This is a genomic window from Bacillus sp. 0102A (assembly GCF_036765155.1).
GTDB classification, from domain to species: Bacteria; Bacillota; Bacilli; order Bacillales; family Bacillaceae; genus Bacillus; species Bacillus subtilis_G.
Map to the genome: position 1 here is coordinate 297,617 of NZ_JBAIZW010000003.1, position 24,546 is coordinate 322,162.

The following is a 24,546-nucleotide window of genomic DNA, read 5'->3' on the forward strand; positions in this document are numbered from 1 at the left end:
GAGGAGTGTTTGAAATGGTCATGAGAATAACAGGTTTGGCGTCAGGAATGGATATAGATGATATCGTCTCAAAGCTGATGCAGACAGAAAGAGCGCCGCTTGACAGGCTGACGCAAAAAAAGCAAACGCTTGAATGGCAGCGTGACAGCTACCGGGAAGTAAATACTAAAATAAAAGAATTGCAAGATTATATGTCTAAAAATACGCTGACATATCCGAGTACGTATCAGAGCAAAACTGTGACAAGCTCCAATGAGTCTGTGTTAACTGCTACAGGAAGTTCAACTGCGCCAAATGCGTCTTCTACTGTTGAAGTAGCGAGCTTGGCAACTTCAGCAACGTATAAGGCCGATAATTATGCGGGATACACTCAAGGTGACTATAATTTGGCATTTAATGTTGTTGCGCCTGGCGAAACAACGGCAAAAACCGTCAACATCAGTGTGACGAGTGCTGATACGATTGATAATGTGATATCTAAAATTAACAAATCTGATCTTGGAGTATCAGCCTTTAAAGATAAAATTTGGAATGGTACCGAGTATGTAGAAACGATTGCGTTTTCTTCTAAAGCAACAGGCGCAGGAAGCAGCATACAGGCAGCAGACTCAGCTACAGCCGACTTTATGTCCGGCCAGCTTGGTTTTTCTTTAGACGCTGATAATAAGCTCATTGCATACAAAGAAGGAACAAACGCAAAAGTCACAATCGATGGTTTTGAAATGGAGAAGCTGTCAAACAACTTTACGGTTAACGGAGTTACCTACTCGCTCAAAAATACAACGGCAACCACAGGCCCTGTTACTACATCTGTTTCTACTGATGTTGACGGAATTTATAACCAGATTAAGGAGTTTGTAGATAAATACAATGAATTGGTTGACAGCTTGAATGAAAAGCTGCACGAAGAAAAATACAGAGACTATACTCCGTTGACGAGTGAACAAAAAGAAGCAATGTCCGATAAAGAGGTAGAACTCTGGGAAGAGAAGGCAAAAAGCGGTTTATTGAGAAATGATACCAGTATAAGCACGGGTACGAACCAAATGAGAACCGATTTTTATTCTCAAGTAACGGCTGATGGAAAAACGCATCAATTGACTGAGTTTGGCATCACCACTTCAAGCACTTATCAATTGCGGGGACATTTAGAGATTGATGAAAAAAAACTAAAGGCAAAAATACAAGAAGATCCGCAAAGTGTTGCCGCTTTATTTACAAACGGGACGAACAGCAGCCCTTATAGTGAAAAAGGAATTATGAAACGTATCGGTGACACACTGAAAAGCACAGTGAAAAGCATTGAAGCAAAAGCCGGCAACTCGACAATGGGCACCACTGACTACTCAATCGGTAAAAATTTAAATACAATCAGCACGAATATTATTAAAATGCAGGACCGATTGAATACCATTGAAACCCGCTACTATAAAAAATTTAGTGCAATGGATTCTGCGATTCAAAAAATGAATGAACAAGCGTCCTATTTATCACAGCTTCTTGTACAATAAAAGTAATTTGGAGGATGACACATGGCGATCCAAAATCCTTATACAGCTTATCAGCAAAATTCAGTGAATACCGCTACACCCGGTGAACTGACGCTAATGCTGTATAATGGCTGTTTGAAATTTATAAGACTTGCATCCCAGGCTATCGAGAATGATGATATGGAACGTAAAAATGAGAATCTGATTAAAGCGCAAAATATCATACAGGAATTAAATTTCACACTGAACCGTAACATCGAGCTTTCCAATTCCATGGGCGCGATGTACGACTATATGTATCGAAGATTGGTGCAGGCAAATATCAAAAGTGATACGAGCATGCTGGCTGAGGTTGAGGGCTATGTAACAGATTTTCGCGATGCATGGAAACAAGCCATTCAAACTGAACGGAAGGATCGGCACGGATCAGGCGGGATGGCATGAATAACATAGATCAACTATACATTGAGACGAATAGTATGCTGTCGCACATACAAGATACGCCCGAAAGCGATGAACTTTTAGCGCAGATTGAAAACTTTGTGGCTAAACGGTCTGAACTTATTCAGAAGATATCTCTGCCGCTTTCAGAAGAGGAAAAAAAGCAGATGAGGCTTGTCCTGACATGGGATCAGCTTATTGTGAAGGAAATGGAAAGACTGAAGCAGTCGATCGCAGACGAGCTGCAGCAAGTGAAAAGAAAACGGACGATGCATACGACGTATTTAAATCCTTATAACAACATCACGATAGACGGCAGATATTATGACAAGCGTAAATAGGTGAGTGCCGTGAAGAGCATTGAAGATTATACGCTTTTATCAGCTTATTATCATCTTCTTTTTACCATTGAAGAAGGGCTGTGTTATTTGATAGAGGCTGAACAAAATTTATCAAAAACAGAAGGGGATCGGATCTACCAAGATCTGATCCAAGCCTTTTTTTATTTGGATTCATCACATTCAACCCTTCTTTTTATTATGAATACGGGATGTGCTGAATGTAGTATTAAAGCATTTGACGAAATTTTTGCGGAGTTTGATCAATTGGTTTCTTTCTCTTTTCCCTCTCATGAGTTTTTCGAGTATTTAAAAGAACATTTTCTGATTCACTATAGACAATGGATGCTGTCCATTCATCAATGTATGGAGCCCTTTGTAATCAATTAGGCGAGGGTGAGGTATTTGTTTCTTACAATCAGCATATACATATACCTCCGAACCGCCAATAACAACAGCATATAAAACACAATTCGACAAAGTTCACTGAATTTTCACAAAAAGTTTACGTTTCAGCAGGAATTGTGAAGGGTAAAGGAGAAATAGATACATATCCTTAATAAAAGGGAGGCGTTCTTTGATGAACTATAACATCAGAGGAGAAAATATTGAAGTGACACCCGCGTTGAAGGATCATGTCGAGAAGAAGATCGGCAAGCTGGAGCGTTATTTTGACCATAACGTGAATGCCGATGTGAACGTCAACTTGAAGTTTTACAATGACAAGGAGTCTAAAGTTGAGGTTACAATTCCGATGACAGATCTGGTGCTTCGGTCCGAGGTGCATAACGAGGATATGTACAACGCAATTGATCTCGCAACAAACAAACTGGAACGTCAAATCCGTAAGCATAAAACGAAAGTAAACCGCAAATTCCGTGAGCAGGGCCCTCCGAAATATCTATTAGCGAATGGTCTCGGTTCTGATACAGATATTGCGGTTCAGGATGAAATAGAAGATGAGGATAGCTTGGACATTGTCCGTCAGAAACGCTTTAATTTAAAGCCGATGGATAGTGAAGAAGCGATCTTGCAAATGAATATGCTCGGCCATAATTTCTTTGTTTTCACCAATGCAGAAACAAACCTTACAAATGTCGTATACCGCAGAAATGATGGGAAATATGGCTTGATTGAACCGACTGAATAATGAAGCGCAGCCTTCCGTGATCTACACGGAAGGTTTTTGCTTTTTCTTATTTGCAAATTCTTTGGAAATAACACAAGGTATGATATGATAATGAGAGGTATACATGGGCTAGTAAATTATTTATACATGCCTGCAAATCAGGCATGTGAAGATAGAGGAGCGTTATAAATGCTTGGGATTTTAAATAAAATGTTTGATCCAACAAAACGTACGCTGAATAGATACGAAAAAGTAGCTAACGATATTGATGCGATTCGCGGAGACTATGAAAATCTCTCTGACGATGATCTGAAACATAAAACGATTGAATTTAAAGAGCGCCTTGAAAAAGGGGCGACAACCGATGATCTTCTTGTTGAAGCATTTGCCGTTGTTCGGGAAGCTTCGCGCCGCGTAACCGGCATGTTTCCGTTCAAAGTCCAGCTCATGGGGGGCGTGGCGCTTCATGACGGAAATATCGCGGAAATGAAAACAGGGGAAGGGAAAACGTTAACGTCTACTCTGCCTGTTTATTTAAATGCGTTAACAGGTAAAGGCGTGCATATCGTGACTGTCAACGAATACTTGGCGAGCCGTGATGCTGAGCAAATGGGGGAAATTTTCGAGTTTCTCGGTTTGACCGTCGGATTGAATTTAAACTCATTGTCAAAAGACGAAAAGCGGGAAGCTTATGCCGCAGACATTACTTACTCCACAAACAACGAGCTTGGCTTCGACTATTTGCGTGACAATATGGTTCTTTATAAAGAGCAGATGGTTCAGCGCCCGCTTCATTTTGCGGTAATAGATGAAGTTGACTCTATTTTAATTGATGAAGCGAGAACGCCGCTTATCATTTCTGGACAAGCTGCAAAATCCACTAAGCTGTACGTACAGGCAAATGCTTTTGTCCGCACGTTAAAAGCAGAGAAGGATTATACGTATGATATCAAAACAAAAGGTGTACAGCTGACTGAGGAAGGAATGACGAAGGCGGAAAAAGCGTTCGGCATTGATAACCTGTTTGATGTGAAACATGTCGCGCTCAACCACCATATCAACCAGTCCCTAAAAGCACACGCTGCGATGCAGAAGGACGTTGACTACGTTGTGGAAGACGATCAGGTTGTTATTGTTGATTCGTTTACGGGGCGCCTGATGAAAGGCCGCCGCTACAGCGAAGGTCTTCACCAAGCGATTGAAGCGAAGGAAGGGCTTGAAATTCAGAACGAAAGCATGACCTTGGCGACAATTACGTTCCAAAACTACTTCCGGATGTATGAGAAGCTTGCCGGTATGACAGGTACGGCTAAGACAGAGGAAGAAGAATTCCGCAACATATATAACATGCAGGTTGTCACGATCCCTACTAACAAGCCTGTTGTCCGTGACGACCGTCCGGATTTAATTTACCGTTCGATGGAAGGAAAGTTTAAGGCGGTTGCGGAGGATGTCGCACAGCGTTACATGACGGGACAGCCTGTTCTTGTCGGTACGGTTGCGGTTGAAACGTCTGAACTGATTTCTAAGCTGCTCAAAAACAAAGGAATTCCGCATCAAGTGTTAAACGCCAAAAACCATGAACGTGAAGCGCAGATTATTGAAGAGGCCGGCCAAAAAGGAGCAATTACAATTGCGACAAACATGGCGGGACGCGGAACGGACATTAAGCTTGGCGAAGGCGTAAAAGAGCTTGGCGGTCTTGCTGTTGTCGGAACGGAACGACATGAATCACGCCGGATTGACAATCAGCTGCGAGGGCGTTCTGGACGTCAGGGAGACCCGGGGATTACCCAATTTTATCTTTCTATGGAAGATGAATTGATGCGCAGATTCGGAGCTGAGCGGACAATGGCGATGCTTGACCGTTTCGGCATGGACGACTCTACTCCAATTCAAAGTAAAATGGTATCCCGCGCGGTTGAATCGTCACAAAAACGCGTCGAAGGCAATAACTTCGATTCACGTAAACAGCTCCTGCAATATGATGACGTTCTCCGCCAGCAGCGTGAGGTCATTTATAAGCAACGCTTTGAAGTCATTGACTCTGAAAACCTGCGTGAAATCGTTGAGAATATGATCAAGTCTTCTCTCGAACGTGCAATTGCAGCCTATACGCCAAGAGAAGAGCTTCCTGAGGAGTGGAAGCTTGACGGTCTTGTTGAGCTTGTCAACACGACTTATCTTGATGAAGGCAAGCTAGAGAAGAGCGATATCTTCGGGAAAGAGCCGGATGAAATGCATGAGCTCATTATGGATCGCATCATGACCAAATATAATGAAAAAGAAGAGAAATTCGGCGAAGAGCAAATGCGTGAATTCGAAAAAGTCATCGTCCTTCGCGCCGTTGATTCAAAATGGATGGATCACATCGACGCAATGGATCAGCTTCGCCAAGGGATTCACCTTCGAGCTTATGCGCAGACAAATCCGCTTCGTGAGTATCAAATGGAAGGCTTTGCGATGTTTGAGCATATGATTGAATCGATCGAGGACGAGGTCGCAAAATTTGTGATGAAAGCTGAGATTGAAAACAATCTGGAGCGTGAAGAGGTTGTACAGGGCCAGACAACGGCTCATCAGCAGCAAGAAGGCGACGATAACAAAAAAGCAAAAAAAGCACCGGTTCGCAAAGTGGTTGATATCGGCCGAAATGCCCCATGCCACTGCGGAAGCGGAAAAAAATATAAAAATTGCTGCGGCCGGGCTGAATAGTTCGTTCGGGCAAGGTTAGACCGCGGCGCCAGCAGGCGCCTGCGGATCTTTTAATGAGGTGAATGGAATGGAATTATCAGAAATCAGAGCAGAACTCGAAAATATGGCTTCTCGTTTAGCGGACTTTAGGGGGTCTCTTTGACCTCGAATCAAAGGAGGACCGCATTGCTGAGCTAGATGAACAGATGTCTGATCCGGAATTCTGGAATGATCAGCAGAAAGCCCAAACTGTCATAAATGAAGCAAACGGTTTAAAGGATTATGTCAATTCATATAAAAAATTGAGTGACTCCCATGAGGAATTGCAAATGACTCATGATCTTTTGAAAGAAGAGCCGGATCCAGACCTGCACCTTGAGCTTGAAAAAGAACTAAAATCATTAACAAAAGAGTTCAATGAGTTTGAGCTTCAGCTTCTTCTCAGTGAGCCGTATGATAAAAATAACGCGATTTTAGAATTGCACCCTGGTGCTGGCGGTACAGAGTCACAGGACTGGGGCTCTATGCTTCTTAGAATGTATACCAGATGGGGAGAACGCCGCGGCTTTAAGGTGGAAACGCTCGATTACCTTCCAGGTGATGAGGCGGGAATTAAATCAGTCACATTACTGATTAAAGGACACAACGCTTACGGTTATCTCAAAGCAGAAAAAGGCGTCCATCGTCTCGTGCGGATTTCGCCGTTTGATTCATCAGGCCGCCGCCACACGTCTTTCGTTTCATGTGAAATCATGCCTGAATTTAACGATGAGATCGATATTGATATCCGTACGGAGGATATTAAAGTTGATACGTATCGCGCAAGCGGAGCGGGCGGACAGCACGTCAATACGACCGATTCAGCCGTTCGGATTACTCACTTGCCGACGAATGTGGTTGTGACGTGCCAAACGGAGCGCTCACAAATTAAAAACCGTGAAAGAGCCATGAAGATGCTGAAGGCCAAGCTGTATCAGCGCAGAATTGAAGAACAGCAGGCAGAGTTGGATGAAATTCGCGGTGAACAAAAAGAAATCGGCTGGGGCAGCCAAATCCGCTCTTACGTATTCCATCCGTATTCTATGGTAAAAGACCATCGCACCAATACAGAAATGGGGAACGTTCAAGCGGTAATGGACGGAGACATTGACACATTTATTGATGCCTACCTGCGTTCTAAGCTTTCATAAGCAGAAAAACACACCTGATGTACGCAGGTGTGTTTTTTCATTCTTTTATATCCTTGATTCCACTGATGCTTTAGCATATTACCACTTTATTTGGGTGTTATTTACATCTGGTCAGGGAAGGATTAAAATGCTATCGGAGAGCATTGGAAGAAACGGAGGATATACAATGGATCGGAATCAAACACTTCGGGTTTTGCGGGATTATGTATACATACTGATAGGAGCAGCGATTACAGGTGTGTCCTTTAATGTATTTTTGCTTCCAAACAAGATTGCTGCCGGCGGTGTCAGCGGAATCAGCACGATTTTGCAGTCGTATGGTTTTGAAGCAGCGTATGTACAGTGGATTATTAATATTCCTTTATTTATTGCCGGTGTCATTTTACTCGGCGGAAAATTTGGGCTTAAGACGCTTGCGGGTTCTGTTTTTTTGCCGCTTGTTGTGTTTTTGACAAGAGATATTCAGCCCGCCACCCATCATGAGCTCTTAGCGGCGATTTTTGGCGGCGTCGGTATCGGTGTCGGAATTGGCATCGTGTATTTAGGGAAAGGGTCGACGGGAGGAACGGCCTTGGCTGCGCAGATCATTCATAAGTACTCCGGTCTGTCATTGGGAACGTGCCTTGCCATCATTGACGGATTGATTGTCGTTACGGCTATGATGGTATTTAATATTGAGCAAGGCTTGTATGCTATGCTTGGCGTCTTTGTGTCCAGCAAAACAATTGATGTCGTTCAAGTCGGCTTTAATCGTTCAAAAATGGCGCTCATTATTACAAAGCAGGAGCAGGCAGTCAAGGAAGCCGTTTTACAGAAGATTGACAGAGGCGTGACGAGAATTTCCGCGGTCGGCGGATATACTGACGATGACCGTCCGATTTTAATGTGCGTAGTTGGGCAAACTGAATTCACCAAATTGAAACAAATCGTCAAACAGATTGATGAGTCAGCTTTTGTGATTGTGGCGGATGCAAGTGAGGTACTGGGCGAGGGTTTCAAACGCGCTTAAACGAGGTTATAATATGGAAGAGATCGTAAAGGAGTTGTGCTTCTCAACATGAAATCAAAGTTATCGATACTAATGCTTGTATTTGCGCTTTCTGTTCTGTTGGCTGCCTGCGGTTCAAATGATGCAAAAGAAGAGAAGACAGACACCGGCAGCAAGACTGAAGCCTCTGCATCTGAAGGGGAAGAATTATATCAGCAAAGTTGCGTAGGCTGCCACGGCAAGGATTTAGAAGGTATGTCAGGGCCTAATCTCCAAGAGGTCGGAGGCAAATACGATGAAGACAAAATTGAAAGCATTATTAAAAACGGACGCGGCAATATGCCGAAGGGGCTTGTAGATGATACCGAAGCCGCTGTTATTGCCAAATGGCTGTCAGAAAAAAAGTAAGTTGAGAAAATCTTTGCCTCAGTGCAGGCAAGGATTTTTTTTATGCCATGACAATTTGAATGAAAAGAAACTGTAATAGTATTATGTCTAAATTTGACGTATAATGAAGTGTGTTGAAAAATGAAACTTTCAGATTTTTCGTCTTTTTACAAATGAATGAGTCATAAATTGTCGAATGCATTCGAAGAGTATGACCGTGTGATAGATAAAATGATATAAAAGATTAGGTGATTTCATGATAGAAATGAAGGAAGTATACAAAGCCTATCAGAATGGCGTAAAAGCGCTCAATGGGGTGTCTGTTGCCATTCATCCGGGCGAGTTTGTTTATGTTGTCGGTCCGAGCGGAGCGGGTAAATCTACTTTTATTAAAATGATATACAGAGAAGAAAAACCGACAAAAGGACAGATTTTAATTAATCATAAAGATCTTGCTACCATTAAAGAAAAAGAGATTCCTTTTGTGCGCCGTAAAATAGGTGTTGTCTTCCAAGATTTTAAGCTTCTGCCGAAACTTACTGTTTTTGAAAATGTGGCGTTTGCCCTTGAAGTAATTGGAGAACAGCCGTCTATCATTAAGAAACGGGTGCTTGAAGTGCTTGATCTTGTTCAGCTGAAGCATAAAGCGAGACAATTTCCTGACCAGCTTTCAGGCGGGGAGCAGCAGCGTGTTTCGATTGCCAGATCAATTGTGAACAACCCTGATGTTGTCATTGCTGATGAACCTACAGGAAACCTTGATCCGGATACGTCCTGGGAAGTCATGAAGACGCTCGAGGAAATTAATAACCGCGGGACAACAGTCGTGATGGCGACACATAATAAAGAAATCGTAAACACCATTAAGAAACGTGTCATTGCAATCGAAGATGGTATCATTGTGCGTGATGAGTCAAGAGGGGAGTATGGTTCATATGATTAAAATTCTCGGGCGCCACTTGCGTGAGAGTTTTAAATCTCTCGGGAGAAACACATGGATGACGTTTGCATCCATTAGTGCTGTAACCGTTACGCTGATTTTAGTCGGCGTGTTTTTAGTGATTATGCTGAATTTGAATAACATGGCTTCGAATGCTGAAAAACAAGTCGAAATCAAAGTTTTGGTTGATCTGACTGCAGATCAGAAGGCGCAGGACAAGCTGCAGAACGATATTAAAGAACTAAAGGGCATTCAGAGCGTCAATTTTTCATCAAAAGAAAAAGAGCTTGACCAGCTGGTTGACAGCTTTGGTGACAGCGGAGAATCCCTCACAATGCAGGATCAGGAAAACCCGCTTAATGATGCGTTTGTCATCAAAACGACAGATCCGCATGATACGCCGAACGTGGCTAAAAAGATTGAAAAAATGGATCATGTCTATAAAGTCACTTACGGAAAAGAAGAGGTCAGTCGTTTGTTTAAAGTGGTTGGCGTTTCCCGCAACATCGGAATCGCGTTAATTATCGGCTTGGTATTTACGGCGATGTTCTTAATTTCCAATACCATTAAAATTACAATTTTCGCAAGAAGAAAAGAAATTGAAATCATGAAGCTTGTCGGCGCGACGAACTGGTTTATCCGCTGGCCGTTTTTCCTTGAAGGATTGCTGCTTGGTGTATTCGGCTCAGTGATTCCGATCGCATTGGTGCTGAGCACTTATCAATACGTCATCGGATGGGTTGTTCCGAAAGTTCAAGGATCATTTGTCTCTCTTCTTCCTTATAACCCATTTGTATTCCAAGTTTCGTTAGTGCTGGTTGCAATCGGCGCAGTGATTGGGGTATGGGGAAGTCTGACTTCCATCCGCAAGTTTCTGCGAGTATAAAGAAAAAAAGCTGTCCCACTTCCGGGGCGGCTTTTCTTTTGCCTTCTTTTTCTTCTATGATTACATGAAATCTCCATCCTTTACATATACTATCTCTAGGTTTTGATAAAGACAGTCTGGCATACAGGAGGAGTATAGGATGAATCAAAAAATAATGGCTGTGATTGCAGCGGGGAGCATGCTCTTCGGAGGTGCCGGTGTATATGCGGGAATGAACCTGCTTGAGATGGATAAGCCCCAGACTGCAGCTGTTCCTGCGACCGCACAAGCTGACTCTGAACGGGATAAGGCCATGGACAAAATCGAAAAAGCGTATGAGTTAATTTCGAATGAGTACGTAGAAAAAGTTGATAGAGAAAAGCTGCTCGAGGGAGCCATCCAAGGAATGCTGTCAACGCTAAATGATCCTTATTCTGTCTACATGGACAAGCAGACGGCTAAGCAATTTTCTGATTCTCTTGATTCCTCGTTTGAAGGCATCGGAGCTGAGGTTGGTATGGAAGACGGCAAAATTATTATTGTTTCTCCATTTAAGCAATCGCCGGCGGAGAAAGCCGGACTCAAGCCCAATGATGAAATTATCAGCATCAATGGAGAATCAATGGCCGGTAAGGATTTAAACCAAGCTGTCCTAAAAATAAGAGGAAAGAAAGGCTCCAGCGTTTCAATGAAGATTCAGCGGCCGGGGACGAAGAAGCAGTTGTCATTCCGGATCAAGAGAGCTGAAATTCCGCTCGAAACGGTTTTTGCTTCAGAGAAAAAAGTACAAGGGCATTCTGTCGGCCATATCGCCATCTCTACTTTTTCAGAGCATACCGCGGAGGACTTCGCAAAAGCGCTGGGCGACCTTGAGAAAAAAGGAATTGAAGGCCTTGTCATTGATGTACGCGGCAACCCGGGCGGTTATCTGCAAAGTGTAGAAGAAATTCTTAAACACTTCGTCACAAAGGATCAGCCGTATATTCAGATTGCTGAACGTAATGGAGATAAAAAACGTTATTTTTCAACATTGACCCGTAAAAAAGCGTATCCTGTCAATGTGATCACGGATAAAGGGAGTGCCTCCGCATCAGAAATTCTTGCCGGCGCATTAAAAGAAGCGGCCCATTATGATGTTGTAGGCGATACGTCTTTTGGTAAGGGAACGGTTCAGCAGGCTGTTCCGATGGGAGACGGCAGCAACATTAAATTAACCCTTTACAAGTGGCTGACGCCAAAGGGAAATTGGATTCATAAGAAAGGAATTGAGCCGACCATTGCCATTAAGCAGCCTGATTATTTTTCCGCAGGCCCCTTGCAGCTGAAGGAGCCGCTTAAAGCGGATATGAACAATGAGGACGTCAAGCATGCTCAGGTTTTATTAAAAGGTCTCAGCTTTGATCCGGGACGTGAAGATGGCTATTTCAGCAAAGATATGAAAAAAGCGGTTATGGCCTTTCAGGAACAAAACAAGCTGGATAAAACGGGCGTAATCGACACGCGTACTGCAGAGTCATTAAATCAGCAGATAGAAAAGAAAAAATCCGATGAAAAAAATGATTTGCAGCTCCAAACAGCGCTGAAATCATTATTTGTCAATTAAAGGAGATGGTGTTCCATCTCCTATTTCTTTATACTTAACGAGAAAGTGAATCATAAGTCACATAAAAAATGAGTTTTTAACAAGAAATAAAAAAATTTTCACAAATAAACATTTATAAAGGACTTGTATTACCCGATATCAATAGAAGAGAGAGACTTTCTAACGAGATAATATGTATTTAAAATGAAACTTTTGCAAGTTGCCTAGTCTTTGTTTACTTCATACAATATAAGAAGGTTCTAAAAAGAACAGTAATCAGGTTTAAGGCAGCTGAACGACAGGTATTTAAAGAGTAACGTTAGCGAGAATGCTTGTTAGCACTCCAGTACTGCTGCTTATACTGGCCCGTGCTTATCTGTATAAAGAAAATGGGGGTTCACAATTGAAGAGGGCAAGTATTGTGCGTGAAAAAAAATATTATGAATTAGTGGAACAATTAAAAGACAGAACACAAGATGTAACATTTTCGGCTACAAAAGCACTAAGTCTTCTTATGCTGTTCAGCAGGTATTTGGTCAATTACACCAATGTCGAAACAGTAAATGAAATCGATGAAGAGTGTGCCAAACATTATTTTAATTATTTAATGAAAAATCATAAGCGATTAGGAATCAATCTGACAGATATCAAAAGGTCGATGCACCTGATCAGCGGTTTATTGGATGTGGATGTGAACCATTATTTAAAGGATTTTTCACTATCGAATGTCACGCTGTGGATGACGCAGGAGGGATAAACCATCCTGAGGATATCCAAGCCATTTAATATTTGATAGAATATGAGTAACATGTTTGGCTTGAGGCGGTGAAAAAGATAGTGTCTGTTCAATGGGGATTTGAACTGTTAAAAAGTGCGGGCCTGTTCTTCTTACACCCGCTTTTCTGGTTTTTTATCATCATAAGCCTTGCTTTCGGCTATGTGAGAATCAAACGGGAACGAAGAACCTTTCATACAAAAATAGCGGATATTTATGATGATCTAAAATTCACTTATACAAAGGGAGTGATTCCCGGACTCCTTTTGTCAGTTGTTTTAGGCGGACTCGGCATCTCGATTCCTCTCGGTGTACTTGCAATTATTGCCGTTATCACTGCGGCGGCAGCGCTCACTCTTCGCGCCAACTGGATGTCTGCTGCATATATCGTCAGTGTGAGTATGCTGATAGGTTTTGGACTGCAAATGAATCAAGCGGAACCTTTTCTAGAGAGATTTCCGCAAGGGTTTGCGGTCGTTTGGCCGGCTATGGCTGTGTTTTTGGGCTTGTTGGTTATCATTGAAGGAGTAGTAGCTTATCGCTCTGCACATATGAGAACATCACCGGCACTTGTCGTGAGCAGCCGCGGTTTGCCGATCGGCCAGCAACTGGCAAACCGGATATGGCTTTTGCCGCTGTTCCTTCTCGTGCCAGGGAACGGATTAGAATCGCACCTCAGCTGGTGGCCAGTGTTTACTGTTCCCGGCGGGTCATTCCATTTTCTATGGATTCCTTATTTTGTCGGGTTTGGGCAACGGGTGCAGGGGTCGCTGCCTGAAACGAGCATAAGGATCACAGCGAAACGCATTTGCATTCTCGGTCTTGCCGTCACAGCCCTCGGTGCAGCGAGCTTACTGTGGACGCCGCTTGCAGGTGCCGCCGTCATCACAGCTTTGTTAGGGCGTGTTTTTCTGTCCATTAAACAAAGAGTGAACGATAATGCGGCTCCGTTTTATTTCTCAAAACGTGATCAAGGCTTAATGGTGCTTGGTATTATACCAAATACGCCTGCTGAGGATCTGGAATTGAAAATTGGGGAAATCATTACGAAGGTTAATGGCATACCCGTTAAGAATGTATCCGATTTTTATGAAGCGCTCCAGCATAACCGTGCGTATGTGAAGCTTGAAATTATCGGTTTGAACGGGGAAATTCGTTTTGATCAGCGAGCTTCTTATGAGGGAGAACATCATGAATTAGGTATCCTTTTCGTAAAGGATGAACGTGAAGACGAAGCAGCTGCTTTGTCTGGGTCGTAAAAGACAGCCCGGCACCGCAAGAAGATGCGGTGCCGGGCTGTTTTGAATTACGCTGAGTTTTTCTCCAACCGTGCTGTTTCATCAGATTTGATGCCTAATGAAACAAAAACGCCAATGATGGACACAGCAAAGAGAATGATAAATAGGGTGTGATATCCCGATATCAGACCGATTAAGGCTGATGAAATGATGCTTCCGAAATAACGGAAGGTCGAGAAAATTCCGGACGCCGCTCCTGACATGCCAGGATCTACTGTGGCAAGCGATGACACCTGCATGCTGGTCAGTCCGACTCCGGACGCCAGCCCGCCCAGGATAAGAGAGAGCATGAGGAACAAGACGGAATGCGAGCTGCTTAACAGTATAAATAATAAATTGGCTCCAGCCATCATGGCAAATGAAAGAAAAATGATTTTCTTTGCTCCCCATTTGTGATGGAGCTGTGCGCCCGCCCAGTTGCTCGCCGACATAAAGATCGAAAATACAGAAAGCGCCATGCCGCTGTTAGACGTATTAAGCCCAAATTGGTTCGTCATGAATAATGGCATAATCAATAAGATGGCATACATCATTAGATTGCTCAACAAGACTGATAGATTGGCATTTGTAAAGGTTGAGCTTTTAAACAGTGTAAAATCGATGATTGGGTGCTGTGTGCGTTTTTCTCTTCTGAAAAAAAGCGGCACAAAAAGAAGTATCAATACACTGTATACCGCATAGCCCCATGAAGCCTCATTTTTCGTCAGCAGGATAATTGAAACGATACTGCCTGCAAGCAAGACAGACCCGATAATATCCAGCGGCGCTTCAGATTTATTTTCTTTATATTGAGGGAACATGATTAATGCCGTAAATAAAGCAATGGCGAGAAACGGGATGTTGACCCAAAAAATCGAATGCCAGCTGAAGCTGTCAATCAGCATAGAGCCGATGAAAGGCCCGAGTGCTGCTCCAAGTCCCGCGCCAAGCCCGAAAAATCCAAATACTTTCGGAAGGCGTTTTTCAGAAACAACGTGACGGATAATGGCAATGCTGTTTGGCGTAAGCAGTGCGCCGCCGACAGCCTGCAATGCCCGAAAGACAATCAGCAGCAGCAGGCTCGGTGAGAGGGCGCAGCCTAGAGATGCGATAAGAAATAGACCGACGCCCCATAAATACATTGTTTTGTTGCCGTACATGTCACCGAGTTTTCCAGCGATCGGCTGTGTGACTGCCATTATGATTAGATAAACGGTAACCACCCAGGTGATGCTTGTGATGGACTCGTTATACGTATGGGATATAGATGAGAGCGCGACCGCGATCATCGTTGAGTTAATGGGAACCAGGATGGCCCCCAATAATAACGAGACGATCAGCGCCCATTCTTTTCTTGAACTCATTGGGATCCTCCTTTTTGTTATGCCAAGGAGTTCATCGAGAGATTCCTTTGACAAATAAAGCAGTGCTATGCTCCAGCATTTTTTCCTGAGGCATTGAAATCACCCGGTCTCCTAAATGGAGGCGGTGAATAAAATAACCGAAAATGAGCGACATGAACACGTCCGCATGCTCCGCTTCATTTCCTGTCTGAATAACCCCTTTTTCACCCATTACTTTGAGATAATCAACCAATAGCTGTTTCATAGATTGGGGATATTCAGTTACGTGGTTGATGACATCCTGAAACATGGCCGGTTCACGAAAGCTGATTTTAATCAAATCTTTTCTATGTTCGAGCTCCTCCAAGAGACAGGTTCCGATATGCAGCAGATCTTTGTGCAAATCGCCTTCTGTTTGCTCCAAAATGCGGCTCCTGTTTGGAGAAGGCTGAGAAAGCAAAGCCTCGACTAGCCCCTGTTTGTTTTTAAAATTCCTGAAAATCGTCGCTTCACTGACATTTGCTTTTTCTGCGATTTCTTTTGTAGTCGTTGCGCGATATCCTTTTTTGACGAGCAGCTGCATGGCAGCGTCAAGGATTCTCTTGTTTGTCGGTCTCAATACGTTTCACCTCGCGAATATACTGGCAGGACAAGTATACACCTGCCCCGCTTGTATAAGAAAGAGGGGAGAAGGCGTCAGGCCCGGCTGACAACTGTGATTTTGCCGCTGCTCCCGTCAACAGTAATGATGTCTCCGTCTCGAAGTCTTTCTGTTGCAGTGCGTGTGCCGAGAACGGCGGGAATGCCGTATTCGCGAGCGATAATCGCAGCGTGAGACAAAATGCCGCCAGTATCTGTAATAACCGCTTTGGCGTCTTGAAACAGGCTGGTCCATAGCGGTGTGGTCATTTTGCAAACGAGCACTTCACCAGAAGCGAATTGAGAAAATTCACTGGCGTCCCGAATCATTTTGACCGGACCTGTTGCCATGCCGCTTGATGCCGCTATGCCAAAGATATGCTCCTCCGTGTTTTTTTCATCCTCTATCACAGCGCCGACAATTTCTTCAGCGACTTTGAGCTGTTCTTTTGTCGGAGTACCGAGGTAGGCAGGGGCTTTGGCAAGCTCATACTCGTGAAAGGCCTGTCTGCGTTTTTCAGCCTTTTCTTGCAGGGATACAGGGTGAAGTAGCGCGTTTTCCACTTCATCATCATATAAGAACCAAAGGTCTTCCCGATCTTGAATGACACCGTTTTCCGCCAGTAACTCACCTACCTTCAGCAAAAAGACCCTCGCCTTGGCATCCAGCATGGCGTCAATATAAAAGTGGTGGTCATCCATTATATTTGCAGCGTTCAGCGTCCACTGATAATAACGGTTGAATTCTTGTTGAAAATTGGGATCCTCTATGTTTTTCAAGAAGTCATGGTATAATTTCTCTCGTTTTTCTTTCGTTTTCTGAAATTCATTGTCAAAATGATAGCCATTGCGGACGTAATTTTGAATATTGGCCAGAGCAAAATACGGATTTTCTGCCCAGATCTGTTCAATCAGATCATGGCTCTTTACAGACCTCCACCCGTAATCCTGTAAAAATTCATGGATGTTACTCAGGAAGTGTCTGCCCTCATCAGTTTGTTCCAATTTTTCCTGAAGCTGTTCCGGCTCAGTGTTTTCAAAAATGAACAGCAGATTCGGGTTTTCCTGCACTTTAACGGAATAGAGCCACAGGCAGCGGTCAGTTTCCAGTGATTTGTTCATTTTGCCTGTCAGCATCTCGTAAAAATGAGCGGTTTCGGACTCGCCTTGAATGTGCTGGTACATCGCTTGCAATTTTTTTGTCAGAAGCATTTGTGGGAAAACAATATTGAAATGCTCATCATAAGCCGTGAGATAAAAGGCTTTTAATTTCCGAAAAGCATCAAGTGCGCTTTCAGCAGTATGATCAGTTTGTGCGAGCTGATCCAGCGTCTCATAAAATGGAAGGTATGTGTGGTTGATGATGTCATACATACGCTCTGTTAATATCGGAAAAATCTCTTTGCCGCAGTCCTCATCAGGCTGTTGCCCGCCTTTGTTTTTGGAGTAAATGTGCCCGCGATAAAGCTTCACTTCTTCTGCAACTGCGCCGAGCGGAAATTTTTGCATGTTTTTCTTCAAGCCGTATTCCATGGCTGGTACAATGAATGATGAAAATAACGGACTTACCGGACCTTCAATATTTGACTCCATATTGATCCAGAAATCATCCATATCAGTGTCTGTAATCATAAAGCTGCGTTTTTCCTCTGCCGCTTTTTCGTCCTGTTCAATTGTTGTAATCGGGCGAGCCTGCAGAAGGTATACTTGATGATCTGCGATTCCGAATTCTAGATCGACTGGATACCCGTACAGGTCTTCGGTTTTTTTTGTGATTTCAGTCAGTTCAAACACTTGTTCATCTGTAAGGCAAAAACGGCTGCGCATGTCTTCGCTCGTTTCTCTTTCAGCAATTCCTTCTGCCGCGGACTCTATGTAGATTTCCTTGGCACCTATTTCTTTCTGAATCTCAAACGAAGATTTATTGACTATAAATGTGTCTGGGGTGACACTTCCTGATACAACAGCTTCCCCCAAACCATAGCTGGCGCTGATTAATAACTCTCTATCATCATGGGTAACAGGATTGCGGCTGAAAATTACACCTGATACGTCTGAATCGATCAGGCCCTGAACGACAACTCCCATTAACGGCTCTGCGATCTGGTTGTTCATTTTTTTCTTATAACTGCTGACTCGGCAGGAGAAAAATGAAGCCCAGCATTCTTTCACTTTAGCTAGAAACTCTTCCTCTGTTTTGATATTTAAATAGGTTTCATATTGCCCCGCGAATGAAGCGCCTTCTAAATCTTCCGAGGCAGACGAAGAGCGAACGGCAACGGAGCGATATGATTCTCTTAACTTGTAAAAGGAACTTGTCAGCTCATGTTTCAGTTCCTCAGAAAATGTTCCGGCGATGATCTTGTTTTCGATGCTTTTGCTAGTCTCATGAAGCTGGTTATCCTCCATAAAACGGGTGAGCGCATTCGTCTGAATGATAAACCCGTCCGGAACAGGAAGCCCGTGTTTGGTCAGTTTAATTAAATTCATGCCTTTTGCGCCAGCCAGCTGGCTGGACGCTTCTGCTTGGCGAAATAAAAAAGAATACATATTTGAAACCCCTCTTTCCTTCCTTTTTTTCTCTCTAGTCTTTTATGACGGAGCCTGTGGTCAAAAAATGATAGTGAACACTATCGCTCAATTGTAGATTTTCAGGAAAATGATGTCAAAAGCAGAAAGTCCTAAATAAAATATTATGAAAAATTTAGCTTAACTAGTGCTGTCCGCCTATTTCTTCTCGGAATTGTGCTGCCTCTGGCGGCGGGCTGCAAATCAAGCTGAGGCTTAATGCCCTTCATACAAAAGTGCCGCAAATGCTTCTGTCGGCCGGGGCAAAGTGCAAAGATGGTGATTGATGTCGCCTGAAAAAGGGTATGGTGTAGAAAGAGGGAACGATCGCACGATTGTCCGATTCTTCATTTTTTACTATAATCAGATCAGATGAAGAATCCCTGAGGAGGGTTTTTGTTGATTACAAAAGCCGTTTTTGCATTGTTTTTCCCTTTTATGCTTGTTGTCCTTTTTTCAAGAGTCACTTTTAATCATTATGTGGCGATCGCTCTGACAGCTGCATTGCTGTTTGCCTCTTATTTAAAAGGCTATACAGAAACGTATTTTATTGTAGGATTGGATGTTGTGTCTCTTGTGGCTGGCGGACTGTACATGGCCAAAAAAACTGCCGAGAAAAAAGAAGAGTAAAACGGACATAATGAATATAACGACGAATTCCTGCTTTTACGTTTTAAAAGCAGGTTTTTTATACATGAAAACAGCTGGAAATAAAAAACCACCGAACTTTAGTTCGTATTTTTAGTGATTTTACATTCCATTGTGTTACTATATCTATAGGAAGATTTCGTTAAAGAAACGGAGGCTTATTTTGTGAAAGATCGCTTTGAGTTAGTCTCGAAATACCAGCCCCAGGGAGATCAGCCGAAAGCCATTGAAAAACTTGTAAAAGGAATTCAGGAGGGCAAGAAGCATCAGACTCTGCTGGGTGCGACAGGAACGGGTAAAACATTTACAGTGTCCAATTTGATTAAAGAAGTCAATAAGCCGACTCTCGTGATTGCCCATAACAAAACTCTCGCCGGACAGCTTTACAGTGAGTTCAAGGAATTTTTTCCGAACAATGCTGTCGAGTATTTTGTAAGCTATTATGATTATTATCAGCCGGAGGCGTATGTGCCTCAAACGGATACGTTTATAGAGAAAGACGCAAGTATTAATGATGAAATTGATAAATTGAGACACTCCGCCACATCGTCTCTGTTTGAGCGGAGAGATGTCATTATTATCGCAAGTGTGTCTTGTATATACGGTCTCGGTTCGCCTGAAGAATACCGGGAAATGGTCGTGTCACTGCGGCCTGAAATGGAAATTGAGAGAAATGAGCTGCTCAGAAAACTTGTAGACATCCAATATGCCCGCAATGATATCGACTTTCAGCGCGGGACCTTTCGTGTGCGCGGAGATGTAGTGGAAATCTTCCCTGCCTCTCGTGATGAACATTGTATCAGGGTTGAATTTTTCGGTGATGAAATCGAACGGATCAGGGAAGTGGACGCCCTGACAGGAGAAATTCTCGGTGACCGTGATCATGTTGCGATTTTCCCGGCGTCCCACTTCGTAACGCGGGCCGAGAAAATGGAGAAAGCGATTCAAAATATCGAGAAGGAGCTTGAGGAGCAGCTGAAGGTCATGCACGAAAATGGCAAGTTGCTTGAAGCGCAGCGTTTAGAGCAGCGGACAAGATATGATCTTGAGATGATGCGGGAAATGGGTTTCTGCTCCGGCATTGAGAACTATTCAAGACATTTGACGCTTCGGCCTCCGGGTTCAACGCCGTATACGCTTCTTGATTATTTCCCTGACGATTTTATGATCGTGGTAGATGAGTCGCATGTGACGATTCCTCAGGTGCGCGGCATGTTTAATGGGGACCAGGCACGGAAACAGGTGCTCGTGGATCACGGCTTCCGTCTTCCGTCAGCACTTGATAACCGTCCGCTCCGTTTTGAAGAGTTTGAAAAGCACATGCACAACATCGTGTATGTATCAGCAACGCCAGGACCGTATGAGATTGAGCATACGGATGAAATGATCGAGCAGATCATCCGTCCGACGGGGCTTCTTGACCCGCTTATTGATGTGCGTCCGATTGAAGGCCAGATTGATGACTTGATCGGCGAAATTCAAGCAAGAGTCGAACGGGATGAACGGGTGCTCGTGACAACCTTGACGAAGAAAATGTCAGAGGACCTGACGGATTATCTGAAGGAAATTGGCATTAAAATAAACTATTTGCATTCAGAGATTAAGACGCTTGAACGGATTGAAATTATCCGCGACCTGCGCCTTGGGAAGCATGATGTGCTTGTCGGCATCAACCTGCTGAGGGAAGGCCTCGATATTCCCGAAGTATCTCTCGTTGCGATTTTGGATGCCGATAAGGAAGGCTTCCTTCGTTCGGAGCGTTCTCTGATTCAGACCATCGGACGGGCAGCGAGAAACTCTGAAGGCCGCGTCATTATGTACGCAGATAAAATGACGAAGTCTATGGAAATTGCTATGAATGAAACAAAACGCCGCCGCGAGCAACAGAAGCGTTTTAACGAAGAGCACGGCATTACGCCGAAAACCATAAATAAAGAAATTCGCGATGTCATTCGTGCCACAGCAGCAGCTGAGGATAAAGCCGAATACAAAACAAAAGCCGCGCCGAAGCTGTCGAAAATGACGAAGAAAGAACGCCAGAAAGTCGTTGAACAGATGGAGCACGAAATGAAAGAAGCCGCCAAGGCGCTTGACTTTGAAAGAGCCGCGGAGCTTCGCGATTTACTTTTAGAGCTAAAAGCGGAAGGATGATGAACATATGGCTATGGATCGGATAGAGGTGAAGGGAGCAAGGGCGCATAATTTGAAAAATATAGACGTAACGATTCCAAGAGATCAGCTTGTTGTTGTTACGGGTTTGTCCGGATCAGGGAAATCCTCCCTGGCCTTTGACACCATATATGCAGAAGGACAGAGAAGGTATGTTGAGTCGCTGTCTGCCTATGCCCGCCAGTTTTTAGGGCAAATGGATAAGCCGGATGTTGATGCAATTGAGGGGCTGTCTCCCGCCATCAGCATCGATCAGAAAACAACGAGCCGCAACCCGAGGTCAACTGTCGGTACGGTAACTGAGATTTATGATTATCTGCGTCTTTTGTATGCGAGAGTAGGAAAGCCTCATTGTCCGGAACACGGAATTGAGATTACATCGCAAACCATCGAGCAAATGGTCGACAGAATTCTGGAATACCCGGAACGGACGAAGCTTCAGGTGCTGGCCCCGATTGTCTCTGGCCGGAAAGGCGCTCATGTCAAAGTGCTTGACCAGATTAGAAAACAAGGCTATGTCAGAGTCAGAATTGACGGCGAAATGGCCGAGCTTTCTGATGATATTGAATTAGAAAAGAATAAAAAGCATTCGATTGAGGTTGTCATTGACCGGATTGTGGTGAAAGAAGGCGTGGCGGCCCGTCTGTCAGATTCATTGGAAACGGCGCTCCGTTTAGGTGAAGGACGGGTTATGATTGATGTCATCGGTGAGGAAGAGCTGATGTTTAGTGAGCATCACGCCTGCCCGCACTGCGGATTTTCAATCGGCGAGCTTGAGCCGCGGCTGTTTTCATTCAACAGCCCGTTCGGAGCTTGTCCGACGTGTGACGGTCTCGGAATGAAGCTTGAAGTGGATGCGGATCTCGTCATCCCCAATCAAGATTTGTCATTGAAGGAGAATGCGGTCGCCCCTTGGACACCGATCAGCTCACAATATTATCCGCAGCTGCTTGAGGCGGTCTGCACCCACTACGGCATTGATATGGACGTGCCTGTAAAAGATCTGCCGAAGCAGCAGCTGGATAAAGTGCTGTACGGCAGCGGAGACGACCTGATTTATTTCCGTTATGAAAATGATTTTGGGCAAATACGTGAAGGCGAAATTCAATTTGAAGGCGTGTTGCGAAATATTGAAAGACGCTATAAGGAGACAAGCTCCGATTACATTCGTGAACAAATGGAGCAGTATATGTCTCAGAAGTCTTGTCCAACGTGCAAAGGCTATCGGTTAAAGAAAGAGGCGCTTGCCGTGCTGATTGACGGACGCCATATCGGAAAAATTACCAAGCTGTCTGTCGGAGACGCACTTACTTTCTTCAAAGGCCTTACCCTTTCTGAGAAGGATATGCAGATTGCCAATTTAATCTTGCGTGAAATTGTGGAGCGTTTAAGCTTTCTGGACAAAGTCGGCCTTGATTACCTGACACTGAGCAGGGCAGCGGGAACATTGTCCGGAGGAGAGGCGCAGCGTATCAGGCTGGCCACTCAAATTGGTTCGCGCTTATCGGGTGTGCTTTATATTTTAGACGAGCCGTCTATCGGCCTGCATCAGCGTGATAACGACCGCTTGATCAGCGCCCTGAAAAATATGAGAGACCTTGGGAACACGCTGATTGTTGTCGAACACGATGAGGACACGATGATGGCAGCGGATTATTTAATTGATATTGGACCCGGCGCCGGCATCCACGGCGGACAGGTGACAGCTGCGGGTACGCCGGATGAAGTGATGGAAGATCCAAACTCATTAACGGGCAGCTATTTATCTGGGAAAAAGTTCATCCCATTGCCTTCTGAAAGAAGAAAGCCGGACGGACGTTTTATTGAGATTAAAGGCGCTACAGAAAACAACCTGAAAAAGGCGAATGCCAAGTTTCCGCTAGGAACGTTCACAGCGGTTACAGGGGTTTCTGGCTCAGGAAAGAGCACACTCGTCAATGAAATTTTACACAAGGCGTTGGCGCAAAAGCTCCATAAAGCAAAAGCGAAGCCGGGCAGCCATAAAGAGATTAAAGGCTTGGATCACCTAGACAAAGTCATAGACATTGACCAGGCGCCAATCGGAAGAACGCCGAGATCCAATCCCGCGACATACACCGGTGTGTTTGACGACATTCGCGATGTATTCGCGCAGACAAATGAAGCGAAAGTCCGCGGCTATAAAAAAGGCCGTTTCAGCTTTAACGTGAAGGGCGGGAGATGTGAAGCGTGCCGCGGCGACGGAATTATTAAAATTGAAATGCATTTCCTTCCTGACGTGTACGTTCCATGCGAGGTATGTCACGGTAAACGCTACAACCGGGAAACGCTTGAAGTGACGTACAAAGGAAAAAGCATCTCAGATGTGCTTGATATGACGGTTGAAGACGCTCTTGCTTTCTTTGAAAATATCCCGAAAATCAAGCGTAAGCTCCAAACCCTTTATGATGTCGGCTTAGGTTATATCACGCTCGGCCAGCCAGCGACAACCTTGTCGGGCGGAGAAGCGCAGCGCGTGAAGCTTGCATCTGAGCTGCACAAACGGTCAACAGGGCGAACGCTTTACATTTTAGATGAGCCGACGACAGGTCTGCACGTCGACGATATCGCCAGACTCCTTGTCGTGCTTCAGCGTTTGGTGGACAACGGAGATACAGTACTCGTCATTGAGCATAATCTTGATATCATTAAGACGGCGGATTATATTGTGGATCTGGGGCCGGAGGGCGGAGCCGGAGGCGGAACCATTGTTGCGTCGGGAACGCCTGAGGAAATCACGGAAGTCGAAGAATCATATACAGGCCGCTATTTGAAGCCTGTTATAGAGCGAGACAAAAAACGCATGAAAACGCTCTTGGAAGCTAAAAAAACGGCTACATCTTAACAATATTCTTTTCAGAGGGAGCTTGTCAGCAAGTCCATGATTGGGCTTAGCAGGCAAGCTTCCTTTATAGTTTAACGAGAAAAGAAAAAAGTTTTGCGATCATTTAGAAGCACTTTTTCAAATGGGTAAAATTTCTTTGGGAAAACGCCTAAACATTTACAAAAAACTGCCGATATATGGATTGATGGTCGTGCAAAGTATTCCATATTAAGCAAAAAGG

Annotated in this window: 20 protein-coding genes; 17 read left to right on the forward strand and 3 right to left on the reverse strand. The window is 44.2% G+C overall.

Annotation, left to right across the window (positions count from 1 at the left end):
- Nucleotides 1–14 precede the first annotated feature (14 nt).
- The 14 genes from V6D41_RS09720 (at nucleotide 15) to V6D41_RS09785 (ending at nucleotide 14,078) form a co-directional block, all read left to right on the forward strand.
- Nucleotides 15–1,511, forward strand: coding sequence for a flagellar hook-associated protein 2 (locus V6D41_RS09720; protein ID WP_333518054.1), 1,497 nt, complete (start codon nucleotides 15–17; stop codon nucleotides 1,509–1,511).
- Nucleotides 1,512–1,532: 21 nt separating this feature from the next.
- Entirely contained in the window at nucleotides 1,533–1,934 is a 402-nt protein-coding gene (gene fliS, locus V6D41_RS09725; RefSeq protein ID WP_087991547.1) for a flagellar export chaperone FliS, read from the forward strand.
- Nucleotides 1,931–2,272, forward strand: a complete 342-nt coding sequence (locus V6D41_RS09730) for a flagellar protein FliT (RefSeq protein WP_333518055.1) — start codon at nucleotides 1,931–1,933, stop codon at nucleotides 2,270–2,272. Before fliS ends, V6D41_RS09730 begins: the two co-directional genes overlap by 4 nt.
- A 9-nt stretch (nucleotides 2,273–2,281) precedes the next feature.
- Nucleotides 2,282–2,659, forward strand: a complete 378-nt coding sequence (locus V6D41_RS09735) for a hypothetical protein (RefSeq protein WP_010328762.1) — start codon at nucleotides 2,282–2,284, stop codon at nucleotides 2,657–2,659.
- A gap of 190 nt (nucleotides 2,660–2,849) precedes the next feature.
- Nucleotides 2,850–3,419: a ribosome hibernation promotion factor gene (gene hpf / locus V6D41_RS09740; protein ID WP_333518056.1), complete on the forward strand. Its 570-nt coding sequence runs from the start codon at nucleotides 2,850–2,852 to the stop codon at nucleotides 3,417–3,419.
- Between the two features lie 168 nt (nucleotides 3,420–3,587).
- Nucleotides 3,588–6,113: a preprotein translocase subunit SecA gene (secA, locus tag V6D41_RS09745; RefSeq protein WP_087991543.1), complete on the forward strand. Its 2,526-nt coding sequence runs from the start codon at nucleotides 3,588–3,590 to the stop codon at nucleotides 6,111–6,113.
- Between the two features lie 67 nt (nucleotides 6,114–6,180).
- Nucleotides 6,181–7,282 (forward strand): peptide chain release factor 2 gene (gene prfB / locus V6D41_RS09750; RefSeq protein ID WP_141113398.1). Its coding sequence is split into 2 segments (ribosomal slippage): nucleotides 6,181–6,252 and nucleotides 6,254–7,282, totalling 1,101 coding nucleotides; the frame shifts between segments, so codons are not numbered across the junction.
- Between the two features lie 166 nt (nucleotides 7,283–7,448).
- Nucleotides 7,449–8,291, forward strand: a complete 843-nt coding sequence (locus V6D41_RS09755) for a YitT family protein (protein ID WP_333518057.1) — start codon at nucleotides 7,449–7,451, stop codon at nucleotides 8,289–8,291.
- A 48-nt stretch (nucleotides 8,292–8,339) separates the two neighbouring features.
- Nucleotides 8,340–8,678: a cytochrome c551 gene (gene cccB, locus V6D41_RS09760; protein ID WP_333518058.1), complete on the forward strand. Its 339-nt coding sequence runs from the start codon at nucleotides 8,340–8,342 to the stop codon at nucleotides 8,676–8,678.
- 235 nt (nucleotides 8,679–8,913) lie between these two features.
- Nucleotides 8,914–9,600: a cell division ATP-binding protein FtsE gene (gene ftsE / locus V6D41_RS09765; protein WP_333518059.1), complete on the forward strand. Its 687-nt coding sequence runs from the start codon at nucleotides 8,914–8,916 to the stop codon at nucleotides 9,598–9,600.
- Nucleotides 9,593–10,483: a permease-like cell division protein FtsX gene (gene ftsX, locus V6D41_RS09770; RefSeq protein WP_087991579.1), complete on the forward strand. Its 891-nt coding sequence runs from the start codon at nucleotides 9,593–9,595 to the stop codon at nucleotides 10,481–10,483. The genes ftsE and ftsX overlap by 8 nt, the downstream gene beginning before the upstream one ends.
- A 139-nt stretch (nucleotides 10,484–10,622) precedes the next feature.
- Nucleotides 10,623–12,065, forward strand: coding sequence for a carboxy-terminal processing protease CtpB (gene ctpB / locus V6D41_RS09775; RefSeq protein ID WP_333518060.1), 1,443 nt, complete (start codon nucleotides 10,623–10,625; stop codon nucleotides 12,063–12,065).
- Between the two features lie 382 nt (nucleotides 12,066–12,447).
- Nucleotides 12,448–12,801: a swarming motility protein SwrAA gene (gene swrA / locus V6D41_RS09780; protein ID WP_052331638.1), complete on the forward strand. Its 354-nt coding sequence runs from the start codon at nucleotides 12,448–12,450 to the stop codon at nucleotides 12,799–12,801.
- A gap of 80 nt (nucleotides 12,802–12,881) precedes the next feature.
- The gene (locus V6D41_RS09785) at nucleotides 12,882–14,078 is read left to right on the forward strand and encodes a S1C family serine protease (protein WP_333518061.1); all 1,197 of its coding nucleotides are present in this window, start codon (nucleotides 12,882–12,884) and stop codon (nucleotides 14,076–14,078) included.
- Nucleotides 14,079–14,125: 47 nt separating this feature from the next.
- On the opposite strand, the gene V6D41_RS09790 is transcribed toward V6D41_RS09785, so the two are convergent.
- The 3 genes from V6D41_RS09790 to V6D41_RS09800 all read right to left on the reverse strand — a co-directional run bounded on the left by V6D41_RS09790 (nucleotide 14,126) and on the right by V6D41_RS09800 (nucleotide 18,628).
- Complete coding sequence (locus tag V6D41_RS09790; protein ID WP_148962647.1) at nucleotides 14,126–15,460, reverse strand: MFS transporter; 1,335 nt, start codon at nucleotides 15,458–15,460, stop codon at nucleotides 14,126–14,128.
- Between the two features lie 31 nt (nucleotides 15,461–15,491).
- The gene (locus tag V6D41_RS09795) at nucleotides 15,492–16,058 is read right to left on the reverse strand and encodes a TetR/AcrR family transcriptional regulator (protein ID WP_333518062.1); all 567 of its coding nucleotides are present in this window, start codon (nucleotides 16,056–16,058) and stop codon (nucleotides 15,492–15,494) included.
- A 77-nt stretch (nucleotides 16,059–16,135) separates the two neighbouring features.
- Nucleotides 16,136–18,628 (reverse strand): PEP/pyruvate-binding domain-containing protein, encoded by a 2,493-nt coding sequence (locus tag V6D41_RS09800; RefSeq protein ID WP_333518063.1) that lies wholly within the window; start codon nucleotides 18,626–18,628, stop codon nucleotides 16,136–16,138.
- A gap of 417 nt (nucleotides 18,629–19,045) precedes the next feature.
- Here V6D41_RS09800 and V6D41_RS09805 point away from each other — a divergent pair, with 417 nt between their 5' ends.
- The 3 genes from V6D41_RS09805 (at nucleotide 19,046) to uvrA (ending at nucleotide 24,326) form a co-directional block, all read left to right on the forward strand.
- The gene (locus tag V6D41_RS09805) at nucleotides 19,046–19,276 is read left to right on the forward strand and encodes a CsbA family protein (protein ID WP_087991534.1); all 231 of its coding nucleotides are present in this window, start codon (nucleotides 19,046–19,048) and stop codon (nucleotides 19,274–19,276) included.
- A gap of 183 nt (nucleotides 19,277–19,459) precedes the next feature.
- Nucleotides 19,460–21,445 carry an excinuclease ABC subunit UvrB gene (uvrB, locus tag V6D41_RS09810; protein ID WP_333518064.1) on the forward strand — a complete coding sequence of 662 codons (1,986 nt, stop codon included), beginning with the start codon at nucleotides 19,460–19,462 and terminating at the stop codon, nucleotides 21,443–21,445.
- A 7-nt stretch (nucleotides 21,446–21,452) separates the two neighbouring features.
- A complete protein-coding gene (gene uvrA, locus V6D41_RS09815) occupies nucleotides 21,453–24,326 on the forward strand; it encodes an excinuclease ABC subunit UvrA (RefSeq protein ID WP_333518065.1) in 2,874 nt (957 codons plus the stop codon).
- The last annotated feature ends 220 nt before the right edge of the window (nucleotides 24,327–24,546 follow it).

Excerpts from the sequence above, each read along its gene's own strand:
- hpf (WP_333518056.1), top strand. The coding sequence starts at position 2,850 with ATGAACTATAACATCAGAGGAGAAAATATTGAAGTGACACCCGCGTTG.
- V6D41_RS09790 (WP_148962647.1), bottom strand. The coding sequence starts at position 15,460 with ATGAGTTCAAGAAAAGAATGGGCGCTGATCGTCTCGTTATTATTGGGG.
- cccB (WP_333518058.1), top strand. The coding sequence starts at position 8,340 with ATGAAATCAAAGTTATCGATACTAATGCTTGTATTTGCGCTTTCTGTT.
- ftsX (WP_087991579.1), top strand. The coding sequence starts at position 9,593 with ATGATTAAAATTCTCGGGCGCCACTTGCGTGAGAGTTTTAAATCTCTC.
- secA (WP_087991543.1), top strand. The coding sequence starts at position 3,588 with ATGCTTGGGATTTTAAATAAAATGTTTGATCCAACAAAACGTACGCTG.
- uvrA (WP_333518065.1), top strand. The coding sequence starts at position 21,453 with ATGGCTATGGATCGGATAGAGGTGAAGGGAGCAAGGGCGCATAATTTG.
- fliS (WP_087991547.1), top strand. The coding sequence starts at position 1,533 with ATGGCGATCCAAAATCCTTATACAGCTTATCAGCAAAATTCAGTGAAT.
- ctpB (WP_333518060.1), top strand. The coding sequence starts at position 10,623 with ATGAATCAAAAAATAATGGCTGTGATTGCAGCGGGGAGCATGCTCTTC.
- ftsE (WP_333518059.1), top strand. The coding sequence starts at position 8,914 with ATGATAGAAATGAAGGAAGTATACAAAGCCTATCAGAATGGCGTAAAA.
- V6D41_RS09755 (WP_333518057.1), top strand. The coding sequence starts at position 7,449 with ATGGATCGGAATCAAACACTTCGGGTTTTGCGGGATTATGTATACATA.
- V6D41_RS09720 (WP_333518054.1), top strand. The coding sequence starts at position 15 with ATGGTCATGAGAATAACAGGTTTGGCGTCAGGAATGGATATAGATGAT.
- V6D41_RS09800 (WP_333518063.1), bottom strand. The coding sequence starts at position 18,628 with ATGTATTCTTTTTTATTTCGCCAAGCAGAAGCGTCCAGCCAGCTGGCT.
- V6D41_RS09730 (WP_333518055.1), top strand. The coding sequence starts at position 1,931 with ATGAATAACATAGATCAACTATACATTGAGACGAATAGTATGCTGTCG.